Below are 13,331 nucleotides of genomic sequence, written 5' to 3' on the forward strand. Positions count from 1 at the left end.
AGAAAACGATGTCGCTCTCGCCTTACGCACCGATCATCGGGCTGTTCGCCCTCGCCGCGGCGTTCGCGCTGTTCTCCGTGGCCGCTGCCCGCTTCGCCGGTCCCCGGCGCTACAACAAGGCCAAGCTCGAGGCGTACGAGTGCGGCATCGAGCCCAGCCCGCAGCCGGTTGGCGGCAGCCGGTTCCCGATCAAGTTCTACCTGACGGCGATGCTCTTCATCGTCTTCGACATCGAGATCATCTTCCTCTACCCCTGGGCGGTCTCGTTCGACGCCCTGCCGATCTTCGGCTTCGTGGAGATGGTCCTGTTCATCGTCGCGGTCTTCGTCGCGTACGCCTATGTCTGGCGGCGTGGCGGCCTGGACTGGGACTGAGGGAGGAACCTCAGATGGGTATCGAGGAGAAGCTTCCCGCGGGTGTCCTGCTCACCTCCGTGGAGAAGCTGGTCAACTGGTCGCGGAAGACGTCGGTCTGGGGGGCCACCTTCGGCCTGGCCTGCTGCGCGATCGAGATGATGGCCGCCGGTGGCCCGCACTACGACATGGGCCGCTGGGGCATGGAGGTCTTCCGGGCGTCGCCCCGGCAGGCCGACCTGATGATCGTGGCCGGCCGGGTGAGCCAGAAGATGGCCCCGGTGCTGCGCCAGATCTACGACCAGATGGCGGAGCCCCGCTGGGTCATCTCGATGGGCGTGTGCGCCAGCAGCGGCGGCATGTTCAACAACTACGCCATCGTGCAGGGCGTCGACCACGTCGTCCCGGTCGACATGTACCTGCCGGGCTGCCCGCCCCGGCCCGAGATGCTCATCGACGCGGTCCTCAAGCTGCGCGAGAAGATCATGCACGAGCCGCTCGGCCCGAACGGCCGCAAGATGCTCGAGGCGCGGCAGGCCCGTGGTGACGTCCCGGTCGTGCCCTACGGCTCGATGCCGTCGTCGTACCGCAGCGACAAGGCCCGGCGGGCCGAGTGGACCAAGGCGGTCCGTGAGGGTCGCGAGGAGCAGCTGCGGATCGAGAACTGGATGAAGGCCCAGAACCACCTGCACGGGAGTGTGAAATGACCGCGCCTAACGACGGCGGCGTGCCGGTGCCGGTGACGCCGGCGGGCGCCACCAGCGGGGCACCGGCCGAGTTTCCCCCGGCCAGCCCGGCGGGGCGCGGCATGTTCGGCAACCAGGGCTCCGGCGACGTGTCCGGCTTCGGCGGCCTCGTCCGCCAGCGCCGGACCATCGAGGACGCGCCCCGGCCCTACGGGGGCTACTTCGACGAGGTCCGCGACGCGCTGGAGGAGGCCTACCCGGCCTTCGCCGACGCCGTCGAGAAGGTCGTGGTCGACCGGGGCGAGCTGACGCTGCACATCCGCCCCGAGCGGATCGCCGAGGTCTGCCAGGTGATGCGGGACGACATGGCGCTGCGCTTCGAGCTCTGCTCCTCGGTCTCCGGGGTGGACTACCTCGGCGCCGACGCCCGTCGCCTGCACGTCGTCTACCAGCTCACCTCGATGACCTACCGCCGCACGGTGCGGCTGGAGGCCGCGGTCTCCGCCGAGGACCCGCACCTGCCGAGCGTCACGTCGGTCTACCCGACGGCGGACTGGCAGGAGCGTGAGGCGTACGACATGTTCGGCATCATCTTCGACGGCCACCCCAACCTGACCCGGATCCTCATGCCGGACGACTGGGAGGGGCACCCGCAGCGCAAGGACTACCCGCTCGGCGGCGTCCCCGTCGAGTACAAGGGCGCTGAGATCCCGCCGCCGGACCGGAGGAGGTCCTACCAGTGAGCGCGATGAGTGAGCTTGCGAGCCCCGCAGTCGTGAACGGAGGGCCGGCACTGTGAGCACGTCGAACTACGCCACCGAGCGCGACACCACCGAGGGCAAGGTCTTCACCGTCACCGGTGGCGACTGGGACAGCGTCGTCTCGGGGACCGACCCGATCAACGACGACCGGATCGTCGTCAACATGGGTCCGCAGCACCCGTCGACGCACGGCGTGCTCCGGCTGATCCTGGAGCTGGAGGGCGAGACGGTCCGCGAGGCCCGCTCGGTCGTCGGCTACCTGCACACCGGCATCGAGAAGAACCTCGAATACCGCAACTGGGTCCAGGGCAGCACCTTCGTGACCCGGATGGACTACCTCGCCCCGATCTTCAACGAGACCGGGTACGCGCTGGCGGTGGAGAAGCTGCTCGGGATCTCCGACCAGATCACCGAGCGGGCGAACACCATCCGGGTCCTGATGATGGAGCTGAACCGGATCTCGTCGCACCTGGTCTGGGTGGCCACCACGGCCATGGAGCTGGGCGCGATCAACATGATGCTCTACGGCTTCCGCGAGCGTGAGTACGTCCTGGAGATCTTCGAGATCATCACCGGCCTGCGGATGAACCACGCGTACGTCCGTCCGGGCGGCGTGGCCCAGGACGTGCCGGACGAGGCGATCGTCAAGATCCGCGAGTTCCTCAAGCTGATGCCGAAGAAGCTCAAGGAGTACGAGAACCTCCTCTCCGGGCAGCCCATCTGGCTCGAGCGGACGAAGAACGTCGCCGTGCTCGACGTGACGGGCTGCGTCGCGCTCGGCGTGACCGGCCCGGTGCTGCGCTCCGCCGGCCTGGCCTGGGACCTGCGCAAGACCATGCCGTACTGCGGCTACGAGACGTACGAGTTCGACGTGCCGACGCACACCGACGGCGACGTGTGGGGCCGCTACGTGGTCCGGCTCGCCGAGATGCGCGAGTCGCTCAAGCTCGTCGAGCAGGCGCTGGACCGGCTCAAGCCGGGCCCGGTCATGGTGGCCGACAAGAAGATCGCCTGGCCGGCGCAGCTCGCCATCGGCGTCGACGGCATGGGCAACTCGCTGGAGCACGTCGCGAAGATCATGGGTCAGTCGATGGAGTCGCTGATCCACCACTTCAAGCTCGTCACCGAGGGCTTCCGGGTGCCGCCGGGTCAGGTCTACGTCGGCATCGAGGCGCCCCGCGGCGAGCTGGGCGTGCACGCCGTCTCCGACGGTGGCACCCGGCCCTACCGGGTGCACTACCGGGAGCCGAGCTTCGTCAACCTCCAGGCCCTCCCGGCGATGGCCGAGGGCGGCCTGATCGCCGACGTGATCGCCGGCGGCGCCTCGCTGGACCCCGTCATGGGTGGGTGTGACAGGTGAGCGCGAGGAGTGAGCTTGCGAGCCCCAGTCGCCCGCGCGAGGAGAGAGCGGAGCGAGCCCCGCAGTCGCGGGCAGAGGCGTGCCCAGTCGCGAACGGAAGGCGACGCTGATGAGTGTTTTCACTGACGAGACCCGCGAACGGGCACGGGAGATCGTCGCCCGCTACCCGGCCGACCGGTCCCGCTCGGCGCTGCTGCCGCTGCTGCACCTCGTGCAGGCCGAGGAGGGTTACGTCTCCCCGGCGGGCGTGGCGTTCTGCGCCGAGGTGCTGGGCCTGAACAAGGCCCAGGTCGGGGCGGTCGCGACCTTCTACACCATGTACAAGCGCCGGCCGACCGGTGACTACCTGGTGAGCGTCTGCACCAACACGATGTGCAACGTGCTCGGCGGCCAGGAGGTCTACGACACCCTCGCCGAGCACCTCGGCGTGGGGCACGACGAGACCACCGCCGACGGGAAGATCACCCTGGAGCACGCCGAGTGCCTGGCGGCGTGCGACTACGGCCCGGTGATGACGGTCAACTACGACTTCTTCGACGGCGTCGACCCGCAGAGCGCGCGCGGCGTGGTCGACGAGCTGCGCGCCGGCGGCCGGCCGATGCCGACCCGGGGCGCCCGGCTCTGCACCCTGAAGGAGATGGCCCTGCAGCTCGCCGGCTTCGCCGACGAGCGGGAGGGCGCGGTCGCCGAGGGCGGGCCGGGAGAGCCCACCCTGCGCGGGCTGCGGCTGGCACAGGAGCACGGCATCTCCGTGCCGGGCTTCGACCCGAACACCCCGATCCGGAGCAAGGCCGAGGCCGACAAGGCAGCCGCCGAGGCGAAGGCCAGGAGCGAGGCCGCGAAGCCGGCCCCGGAGCCGGCCAGGACCGTCCTCGGTGCGGCCGGCAACGCGGGCACCGGCGAGCCGGCACCCGCCGCCGAGGCGGCCGGCAGCACCACCCGCGACGTGAAGGCGCCGGACGCCAAGTCGCCCGAGGTGCGTACCGCCGAGACCCGGCAGCCCGACGCGGCGACCGCCGTGCCGGACGCGCCCGGCACCAAGGTCCCGGTGGACGGCGCCCCGCCGGCCCCCCGCGACGCGCGGAAGGCGGAGGCCGCCGGCGCGGCGGCCAACGCGCCGGCCGGCGACGGCAAGCCCGCCGGCGACGAGGCCGGGGCGCAGGAGCGCAACCTCAAGGAAGCCGAGGCGGGGACGGGCGCCGATGGCGCGGGCTCCGCCGTCGCGAGCGAGACGGGGGTCCAGAAGTGACCACTCCCCGGCCGGAGACCCTGGCCAAGCTGACGCCGGTACTCACCAAGCGCTGGCTGTCGCCGGACGCCTGGGGGATCGGCACCTACGAGAAGCTCGACGGCTACGCGGCCCTGCGCAAGGCGCTCAAGGCGCACCCGGACGACCTGATCCAGCTGATCAAGGACTCCGGCCTGCGCGGTCGCGGTGGCGCCGGCTTCCCGACCGGTCTCAAGTGGGGGTTCATCCCGCAGGGCGACGGCAAGCCGCACTACCTCGTCGTCAACGCCGACGAGGGGGAGCCGGGCACCTGCAAGGACCTCCCGCTGATGACGCACGACCCGCACTCCCTCGTCGAGGGCGTGATCATCGCGTCGTACGCGATCCGTGCCAACCGCGCCTACATCTACATCCGGGGCGAGGCGGTGCACGCCGCGCGCCGGCTGCGCAACGCCGTGCGGGAGGCGACCGCCAAGGGCTACCTCGGCCGGAACATCCTCGGCTCCGGGTTCGACCTGGAACTGGTGGTGCACTCGGGCGCCGGGGCGTACATCTGCGGCGAGGAGACCGCGCTGCTGGACTCGCTGGAGGGCTTCCGGGGCCAGCCCCGGCTGCGCCCGCCGTTCCCGGCCACCCACGGCCTGTACGCGAGCCCGACGGTGGTCAACAACGTCGGCACCATCGCCAGCGTGCCGTACATCGTGCTGGGCGGCGCCGACTGGTGGAAGTCCATGGGCACGGAGAAGTCGTCCGGCCCGATGATCTACTCGCTCTCCGGCCGGGTCACCAACCCGGGCCAGTTCGAGTGCGGCATGGGCGTCACCCTGCGGGAGCTGATCGAGCTGGCCGGTGGCATGCAGCCCGGTCACAACCTGCGGTTCTGGACGCCGGGTGGGTCGTCGACGCCGCTGCTCACCGCCGAGCACCTGGACGTCCCGCTGGACTTCGAGGGGGTGGCGGCGGCCGGCTCGATCCTCGGCACCACGGCCACCCAGATCTTCTCCGACCAGGACTGCCCGGTCTACGCGACCTACCGGTGGCTGGAGTTCTACCACCACGAGTCGTGCGGCAAGTGCACCCCGTGCCGGGAGGGCAACTACTGGATGGTCCGGGTCTACCGGCGGATCCTCGCCGGTCAGGGCACCCACGAGGACCTGGACACCCTGCTGGACACCTGCGACAACATCCTCGGCCGCTCGTTCTGCGGTCTGGGCGACGGCGCGACCAGCTCGGTGACCTCGTCGCTGAAGTACTTCAAGCAGGACTACCTCGACTACATCGAGGGACGTACCGCGCCGAAGCTGTCGGACAAGCAGCTCGTGGGAGCGCACTGATGGGAGCGCGAGGAGTGAGCGGAGCGAGCCCCGCAGTCGCGAGCGAAAGGCAAGCACTGTGACCGACGTAGCGAAGCAGACCGAGACCGTCACCCTCACCATCGACGGTGTCGAGGTCACCGCCCCCAAGGGGGCGCTCCTGATCCGGGTCGCCGAGCAGCTGGGCACCGAGATCCCCCGGTTCTGCGATCACCCGCTGCTGGCTCCGGCCGGCGCGTGCCGCCAGTGCCTGGTCGAGGTGGAGGGGCAGCGCAAGCCCGTCGCCTCCTGCACCCAGACCGTCGCCGACGGCATGGTGGTACGCACCCAGCTGACCTCCCCGGTCGCCAAGAAGGCGCAGGAGGGGGTCATGGAGCTGCTGCTGCTCAACCACCCGCTCGACTGCCCGATGTGCGACAAGGGCGGTGAGTGCCCGCTGCAGAACCAGGCGATGTCCACCGGGCGCACCGACTCGCGGTTCCACGAGCACAAGCGGGAGTACCCGAAGCCGCTGCCGATCAGCACGCAGGTGCTGCTCGACCGCGAGCGCTGCGTGCTCTGCCAGCGCTGCACCCGGTTCTCCGAGGAGATAGCCGGCGACAAGTTCATCGACCTGATGGGCCGGTCGTCCGCCGAGGAGATCAACATCTACCGGGACGAGGACTACGGCGTGGAGGCGGGCGGCGGCTGCGCCGGCTCGGCCTCCGACGAGGCCGGGGACGTGCCCTTCAACTCGTACTTCTCCGGCAACACGGTGCAGATCTGCCCGGTCGGCGCGCTGACCGGCACCCAGTACCGGTTCCGGGCCCGCCCGTTCGACCTGGTCTCGACCCCGAGCGTCTGCGAGCACTGCTCGGCCGGCTGCGCCCAGCGCACCGACTGGCGGCGGGGCAAGGTGCTGCGCCGGCTGGCCGGCGACGACCCGGCGGTGAACGAGGAGTGGAACTGCGACAAGGGGCGGTGGGGCTTCCAGTACACCCGCGCCTTCGACCGGCTCACCACCCCGCTGGTCCGCGACCCGCAGACCGGCGAGCTGCGTGAGGCGGCGTGGAGCGAGGCGCTGGCCGTCGCCGCCGAGGGACTGCGCGCGGCGCGGGACGGCGGGCGGGGCACGGCGGTGCTCACCGGCGGCCGGCTGACCGTCGAGGACGCCTACGCGTACGCCAAGTTCGCCCGGGTCGCGCTGAACACCAACGACATCGACTTCCGGGCCCGGCCGGTCTCCCGTGAGGAGACCGACTTCCTGGCCAGCTCGGTCGCCGGGGTCACCGACGTCACCTACGCCGACGTCGAGAAGGCGCCGGCGGTGGTGCTGGTCGGGCTGGAGCCGGAGGAGGAGTGCCCGATCCTCTTCCTGCGGCTGCGCAAGGCGTACCTGAAGAAGAAGCTGACGGTGTACGCGATCGCGCCGTTCGCCACGCGCGGCCTGGAGAAGCTCGGCGCCAAGCTGGCCCGGGTCGTGCCGGGCGAGGAGGCCAGCGTGCTCGCCGAGCACGCGACGGTCGCCGAGGCGCTCGGCACCGAGGGCGCGATCCTGATCGTCGGCGAGCGCCTGGCCAGCGTGCCGGGTGGCCTCTCCGCGGCGGTCGACGTCGCCCGGCGTACCGGCGCGAAGCTGGCCTGGGTGCCGCGGCGCGCGGGTGACCGCGGCGCGGTCGACGCGGGCTGCCTGCCCAACCTGCTTCCCGGGGGCCGCCTGGTCAACGAGCCGGCCGCCCGGGCCGAGCTGGGCGAGGCGTGGGACATCGCCGCCGGCGTCATCCCGAGCCAGGCCGGCCGGGACACCGACGGCATCCTCGCCGCCGCCGCCGGCGGTCAGCTCGGGGCGCTGGTGGTGGGCGGGGTCGACCCGGCCGACCTGGCCGACCCGCGACTGGCCGAGAAGGCCCTGGACGAGGTGCCGTTCCTGGTCAGCCTGGAGCTGCGGATGAGCGCGGTGGCCCGCCGGGCCGACGTGGTCCTCCCCGTCGCCCCGGTGGCCGAGAAGGCCGGCAGCTTCCTGGACTGGGAGGGCCGGCTGCGTACCTTCGAGGCGGTGCTGCACACCGCCGCGATGACCGACGGCCGCGTGCTGGACGCGCTCGCCGCGCAGCTGGACGTGCAGCTCGGCACGGGCGACGTGCTCAGCGTCCGCCGCGAGCTGGGCGCGCTGCCGCGCACCCGCACCGACCGCCCCGCCGCCCCGTCGGTCGAGCCGGCCGCGGTGCGCGAGCCGGGCGCCGGTGAGGCGGTGCTCGCCACCTGGCACCAGCTGCTCGACCTGGGCAGCCTCATCGACGGCGACGAGCACCTCGCCGGCACCGCCCGCCCGCCGGTGGTCCGGCTGGGCAAGGGCACCGCGGAGGCGCTCGGCGTCGCCGACGGCGACGCGGTGACGGTGGGCACCGACCGGGGGGCGCTGACCCTGCCGGCGGCGATCACCGAGATGCCGGACGGCGTCGTCTGGCTGCCCACCAACTCGCCCGGCTCGACCGTGCGGCGCAGCCTCGGCGCGACGTCCGGAGCGGTCGTACGGGTCTCCGCCGCCGCGGTCGCCGCCGACGAGGCGGACCGTCCGGGCCCGCTCCTCAACGCAGGGGGTGTACAGCAGTGAACGCGGTCTACCTGGCCCAGGATCCGACGCTGGCCGACTTCGGCCGGGACCCCTGGTGGCTGGTCCTCGGCAAGATCGTCTTCGCGTTCGTCGTCGCCGTGCTGGCCACGCTCCTCGGCGTCTGGTTCGAGCGCCGGGTCGTGGGCCGCATGGCGGTGCGCCCCGGCCCCAACCAGGCCGGCCCGTTCGGCCTGCTGCAGACCCTCGCCGACGGCCTGAAGCTGGCGTTCAAGGAGGACATCCTCCCGCGGACCGCCGACAAGGTCGTCTACTTCTTCGCCCCGGTGATCTCGGTGGTCTGCGCGGTCACCGCGCTGGCGGTGATCCCGTTCGGGCCGATGGTCAGCATCTTCGGGCACCGGACGCCGCTACAGGTCACCGACGTGCCGGTGGCGGTGCTGGTGGTGCTGGCCCTCTCCTCGCTGGCCGTGTACGGCATCGTGCTCGGCGGCTGGGCCAGCGGCTCCACGTACCCGCTGCTCGGCGGCCTGCGCTCCGCCGCCCAGCTGGTCTCGTACGAGGTCACGATGGGCCTGAGCGTCGTCGCGGTCTTCATGACCGCCGGCACCATGTCGACCAGCGGGATCGTCGCAGCCCAGGGCGACGGCACCCGGCTGAGCATCGGGGGCTTCGAGGTTCCGGCCCCCGGCTGGTACGCGCTCCTGCTGCTCCCCAGCTTCATCATGTTCTTCATCGCCATCGTCGGTGAGACGAACCGGGCGCCGTTCGACCTGCCCGAGGCCGAGTCGGAGCTGGTGGCGGGCTTCCAGACGGAGTACAGCTCGCTGAAGTTCGCGCTCTTCATGCTCAGCGAGTACGTCGCGATGGTGACGATGTCGGCGTTCACCGTGACGCTCTTCCTCGGCGGCTGGCACGCGCCGTGGCCGATCACCGGCATCTGGGCGGGCGCCAACTCCGGCTGGTGGCCGATGCTGTGGTTCTTCGGCAAGGTCATCATGCTGGTGTTCGTCTTCGTCTGGCTGCGCGGCACGCTGCCCCGGCTGCGCTACGACCAGTTCATGCGCCTGGGCTGGAAGGTCCTGCTCCCGATCAACCTGGTCTGGATCCTGGTCCTGGCCGGCCTGCGCTCGATCGAGGACTGGGACTCGCGCAGCAAGCTGATCGCCGTCGGCATCCCCGCCGGCATCCTGCTGCTCGCCACGCTGTTCTGGCCGAGCCGCAAGCCCCAGCCGAAGCCGACGGTCCAGGAGCAGGTCAACGACCGGCCGCACGGCAGCTTCCCGCTGCCCCCGATGGACCTGCAGGTACCACCGAGCCCGCGCACGAGGCGTGTGGTCGCCGAGCGGGAGCCGGCCAACATCGCCGCCGGCCCGGACTCCAGGGAGGTGTGACGTGGGCGCGATCACCGGAACGTTCAAGGGCTTCGGTGTCACCTTCTCGCACATGTTCAAGAAGGTCATCACCACCGACTACCCGTTCAAGCCGCCGGTCTCGGCGCCGCGCTACCACGGGCGGCACATCCTCAACCGGCACCCGGACGGGCTGGAGAAGTGCATCGGCTGCGAGCTGTGCGCCTGGGCCTGCCCGGCCGACGCGATCTACGTCGAGGGTGGCGACAACACCGAGGAGCAGCGCTTCTCGCCGGGTGAGCGGTACGCCAGCACCTACCAGATCAACTACGCCCGCTGCATCTTCTGCGGGCTCTGCATCGAGGCCTGCCCGACCCGTTCGCTCACCATGAGCAACGAGTACGAGCTGGCCCGGGACAGCCGGCAGGACCTGATCTTCACGAAGGAGCAGCTGCTCGCGCCGCTGCTGCCGGGCATGGAGCAGCCGCCGCACCCGATGCGGTTGGGCGACAGCGAGAAGGACTACTACGTCGGCGCGCTGACCAACCCGGGCACCTCGGCCGGCGCGGAGCACTCGGCCAACAACCCGGGCCGGTACCAGGTGGAGGAGCACCCCGGTGTGACCTTCCCGGGCGCCGAGCAGCACGCCCAGCGGGCGGCAGCCGCCAAGGGAGACGGAGCATGACCACGCAGACGGTGCTCGCCGCGGCGGGCGAGGTCTCCAGCGGGGAGCAGGTGACCTTCTACATCCTGGCCCCGCTGGCGCTGATCGGCGCGATCGGGATGGTGGCGGCGCGCAACGCCGTGCACTCGGCCCTGTTCCTGGTGCTGACGATGCTCTGCCTGGGCGTGTTCTACGTCCTCCAGGCCGGGCCGTTCATCGGCATGGTGCAGATCATCGTCTACACCGGCGCGATCATGATGCTGTTCCTGTTCGTGCTGATGCTGGTCGGCCGCGACGCCTCCGATTCGTTGATCGAGACGCTACGGGGCCAGCGGGTCGCGGCCGTGGTGCTCGGGCTCGGCTTCGCCGGCCTGGTCGGCAGCGGGCTGTGGCGCGCCCTGGAGGGCACCACGGCGGTCGGCCTGGAGCAGGCCAACGCCGAGGGCAACGTGCAGGGCATCGCCCGGCTGCTCTTCACCAAGTACGTCTTCGCCTTCGAGCTCACCTCGGCTCTGCTCATCACGGCCGCCATCGGTGCGATGGTCCTGGCCCACATCGAGCGGCGCAAGGAGGACAGGATGGACCAGCCGACGACGATGCGGGCGCGCTTCGCCCCGGGCAACTACCCGGGCCCGAAGCCGGGACCGGGTGTCTTCGCGACCTCCTCCTCCGTGGCCACCCCGGCCCGCCTGCCGGACGGCCGGCTGACCGAGCGGAGCACCCCGGACATCCTGCCGGTCCGCGAGCTGACCGACCGGGAGACCACCCTGAAGGGGACGGAGAAATGACCCCCGACTACTACCTGGTGCTGGCCGCCGTGCTCTTCACCATCGGCGCGGTCGGTGTGCTCATCCGGCGCAACGCGATCGTGCTCTTCATGTGCATCGAGCTGATGCTCAACGCGGCCAACCTGACGCTGGTCACCTTCAGCCGGATCAACGGTGACCTCAACGGCCAGATCATGGCGTTCTTCGTGATGGTGGTGGCGGCGGCCGAGGTCGTGGTCGGGCTGGCGATCATCATGGCGATCTTCCGGACCCGACGCTCCGCGAGTGTCGACGACGCCAACCTGCTGAAGTACTGAGGGGTCCTGCGGTGGGAACGATTCTGACGAACGCCCCGGCTGAGCCGGTGGGCACCGTCGCCTACGCGACGGCGGACGGGCTGCTGGGCAGCGTCTGGCTGCTGGTGGCGATCCCGCTGGTCAGCGCGGCGATCCTGCTGCTGCTCGGCCGGCGGGCGGACCGCTGGGGGCACTGGCTCGGGGTGGCCGCCATCGGCGCCGCGTTCGTGCTGGGCCTGACCTACTTCTTCCAGCTGCGTGGGCTGGAGAACAAGTCGGTCGAGCTGAGCCTGTGGGACTTCATCACGGTCGGTGACCTGCGGGTGGACTTCGGTCTGCTGTTCGACCCGCTGGCCGCCGTGTTCGTGCTGCTGATCACCGGGGTGGGCTTCCTGATCCACCTCTACGCGGTCGAGTACATGTCGCACGACGCGGGACGTCGGCGGTTCTTCGCCTACTTCAACCTGTTCGTCGCGGCCATGCTGCTGCTGGTGCTCGGCAACAACTACGTGATGCTCTACTTCGGCTGGGAGGGCGTCGGTCTGGCGTCGTACCTGCTGATCTCCTTCTGGTACGAGCGGCCGAGCGCCGCCACGGCCGGCAAGAAGGCGTTCCTGATGAACCGGGTCGGCGACGCCGGCCTGGCGATCGGCATCTTCATCATGTTCGCCACCCTCGGCACCACCCAGTACGACGAGGTCTTCAACGGCGTCGGCTCGCTGACCGCGACCACGGTGCTGGTGCTCGGCCTGCTGCTGCTGCTCGGCGCGACCGGCAAGTCCGGCCAGTTCCCGCTCCAGGCGTGGCTGCCGGACGCGATGGAGGGCCCGACCCCCGTGTCGGCGCTCATCCACGCCGCGACCATGGTCACCGCCGGCGTCTACCTGATCGCCCGGTCGAACCCGATCTTCTCGGCCAACTCCACCCTCCAGCTGGTGGTGGTGAGCGTCGGCGCGCTGACGCTGCTGATCGGCTGCATCATCGGCGCGGCCAAGGACGACATCAAGCGGGTGCTGGCCTGGTCGACGGTCAGCCAGATCGGCTACATGTTCCTCGGCGTCGGCCTGGGTGGAGGCGCCTACGCGCTGGCCATCATCCACCTGCTGGCGCACGGCTTCTTCAAGGCCAACATGTTCCTCGGCGCCGGCTCGGTCATGCACGGCATGAAGGACCAGGTCGACATCCGCCGGTTCGGCGGCCTCTCGAAGCACATGAAGATCACCTGGTTGACCTTCGCGGCCGGCTGGCTGGCGATCATCGGCATCCCGCCGCTCTCCGGCTACTTCTCGAAGGAGCCGATCATCGCGAGCGCCTTCGAGCGGGAGGGCTGGACCGCCTGGCTCTTCGGCGGCGCGGCGCTGCTCGGCGCCGGACTGACCGCCTTCTACATGACCCGGCTCTTCGTGCTCACCTTCCACGGGCCGAAGCGTTGGACGGAGGACATCCAGCACCCGCACGAATCGCCGAAGCTGATGACGATCCCGCTCATCCTCCTGGCGATCGGGTCGGTGGTGGCCGGTGGGCTGATGGCCTGGAACGACGGGGTCGCCTCCTGGTTGACGCCGGTGCTCGGTGAGAAGGCCAGCGGCGAGGCGCACGGCGTGCTCTCGCACACCGTGATCACGATCATGTCGATCCTGGTCACCGTGCTCGGCGCCGGGCTCGCCTGGTTCCTGTTCCGCAAGGGCACCGCCATCGCGCCGCAGCCGGCCGGGGTACTGGTCACCGCCGCGCGGAAGAACCTCTACACCGACGCGTTCAACGAGGCCGTCTTCGAGAAGCCGGGCATCTTCCTCACCCGGGCGCTGGTCTACCTCGACAACCGGGGCGTCGACGGGCTGGTCAACGGCCTCGCGGCGGGGATCGGCGGCGGCTCGGGTCGGCTCCGGCGGCTCCAGACGGGCTTCGTCCGGTCGTACGCCACCTCGATCCTGACCGGCGCGCTGCTGGTCCTGGCGGCGTTCCTGGCCGTCGAGGCGGGGTGGCTGACGTGATCGACC

12 protein-coding genes are annotated in these 13,331 nt (G+C 70.7%); all 12 read left to right on the top strand.

What is annotated here, in order from left to right; all coding sequences use genetic code 11:
- Positions 1-8: 8 nt before the first annotated feature.
- The 12 genes from ACGFIR_RS02980 to nuoL all read left to right on the top strand — a co-directional run bounded on the left by ACGFIR_RS02980 (position 9) and on the right by nuoL (position 13,325).
- On the top strand, positions 9-374 hold the full coding sequence (locus ACGFIR_RS02980) for an NADH-quinone oxidoreductase subunit A (protein ID WP_393001033.1): 366 nt from the start codon (positions 9-11) through the stop codon (positions 372-374).
- 14 nt (positions 375-388) lie between these two features.
- Entirely contained in the window at positions 389-1,060 is a 672-nt protein-coding gene (locus ACGFIR_RS02985) for a NuoB/complex I 20 kDa subunit family protein (RefSeq protein ID WP_393001031.1), read from the top strand.
- Positions 1,057-1,782, top strand: coding sequence for an NADH-quinone oxidoreductase subunit C (locus ACGFIR_RS02990; RefSeq protein WP_393001029.1), 726 nt, complete (start codon positions 1,057-1,059; stop codon positions 1,780-1,782). The genes ACGFIR_RS02985 and ACGFIR_RS02990 overlap by 4 nt, the downstream gene beginning before the upstream one ends.
- A gap of 52 nt (positions 1,783-1,834) precedes the next feature.
- The gene (locus tag ACGFIR_RS02995) at positions 1,835-3,160 is read left to right on the top strand and encodes an NADH-quinone oxidoreductase subunit D (RefSeq protein ID WP_393001027.1); all 1,326 of its coding nucleotides are present in this window, start codon (positions 1,835-1,837) and stop codon (positions 3,158-3,160) included.
- Positions 3,161-3,269: 109 nt separating this feature from the next.
- Positions 3,270-4,409: an NADH-quinone oxidoreductase subunit NuoE gene (gene nuoE, locus ACGFIR_RS03000; protein WP_393142907.1), complete on the top strand. Its 1,140-nt coding sequence runs from the start codon at positions 3,270-3,272 to the stop codon at positions 4,407-4,409.
- Positions 4,406-5,722, top strand: coding sequence for an NADH-quinone oxidoreductase subunit NuoF (gene nuoF / locus ACGFIR_RS03005; RefSeq protein ID WP_393001023.1), 1,317 nt, complete (start codon positions 4,406-4,408; stop codon positions 5,720-5,722). The genes nuoE and nuoF overlap by 4 nt, the downstream gene beginning before the upstream one ends.
- Positions 5,723-5,780: 58 nt before the next feature.
- The gene (locus ACGFIR_RS03010) at positions 5,781-8,294 is read left to right on the top strand and encodes an NADH-quinone oxidoreductase subunit G (RefSeq protein WP_393001021.1); all 2,514 of its coding nucleotides are present in this window, start codon (positions 5,781-5,783) and stop codon (positions 8,292-8,294) included.
- Positions 8,291-9,646: an NADH-quinone oxidoreductase subunit NuoH gene (gene nuoH, locus ACGFIR_RS03015; protein ID WP_393001019.1), complete on the top strand. Its 1,356-nt coding sequence runs from the start codon at positions 8,291-8,293 to the stop codon at positions 9,644-9,646. Before ACGFIR_RS03010 ends, nuoH begins: the two co-directional genes overlap by 4 nt.
- A 1-nt stretch (position 9,647) precedes the next feature.
- On the top strand, positions 9,648-10,289 hold the full coding sequence (gene nuoI, locus ACGFIR_RS03020; protein ID WP_393001017.1) for an NADH-quinone oxidoreductase subunit NuoI: 642 nt from the start codon (positions 9,648-9,650) through the stop codon (positions 10,287-10,289).
- Complete coding sequence (locus tag ACGFIR_RS03025) at positions 10,286-11,056, top strand: NADH-quinone oxidoreductase subunit J (protein WP_393142909.1); 771 nt, start codon at positions 10,286-10,288, stop codon at positions 11,054-11,056. The genes nuoI and ACGFIR_RS03025 overlap by 4 nt, the downstream gene beginning before the upstream one ends.
- On the top strand, positions 11,053-11,352 hold the full coding sequence (gene nuoK, locus ACGFIR_RS03030) for an NADH-quinone oxidoreductase subunit NuoK (RefSeq protein ID WP_132232104.1): 300 nt from the start codon (positions 11,053-11,055) through the stop codon (positions 11,350-11,352). Before ACGFIR_RS03025 ends, nuoK begins: the two co-directional genes overlap by 4 nt.
- A gap of 11 nt (positions 11,353-11,363) precedes the next feature.
- Positions 11,364-13,325 carry an NADH-quinone oxidoreductase subunit L gene (gene nuoL, locus ACGFIR_RS03035; protein ID WP_393142911.1) on the top strand — a complete coding sequence of 654 codons (1,962 nt, stop codon included), beginning with the start codon at positions 11,364-11,366 and terminating at the stop codon, positions 13,323-13,325.
- Positions 13,326-13,331 lie beyond the last annotated feature (6 nt).

Source organism: Micromonospora sp. NPDC049051 (genome assembly GCF_043197575.1).
Lineage (GTDB): Bacteria > Actinomycetota > Actinomycetes > Mycobacteriales > Micromonosporaceae > Micromonospora.

Bases quoted from the DNA above. Each gene is read 5' to 3' on its own strand.
- ACGFIR_RS02980 (WP_393001033.1), top strand. From the start codon at position 9: ATGTCGCTCTCGCCTTACGCACCGATCATCGGGCTGTTCGCCCTCGCC.
- ACGFIR_RS02985 (WP_393001031.1), top strand. From the start codon at position 389: ATGGGTATCGAGGAGAAGCTTCCCGCGGGTGTCCTGCTCACCTCCGTG.
- ACGFIR_RS02990 (WP_393001029.1), top strand. From the start codon at position 1,057: ATGACCGCGCCTAACGACGGCGGCGTGCCGGTGCCGGTGACGCCGGCG.
- nuoE (WP_393142907.1), top strand. From the start codon at position 3,270: ATGAGTGTTTTCACTGACGAGACCCGCGAACGGGCACGGGAGATCGTC.
- ACGFIR_RS03025 (WP_393142909.1), top strand. From the start codon at position 10,286: ATGACCACGCAGACGGTGCTCGCCGCGGCGGGCGAGGTCTCCAGCGGG.
- nuoK (WP_132232104.1), top strand. From the start codon at position 11,053: ATGACCCCCGACTACTACCTGGTGCTGGCCGCCGTGCTCTTCACCATC.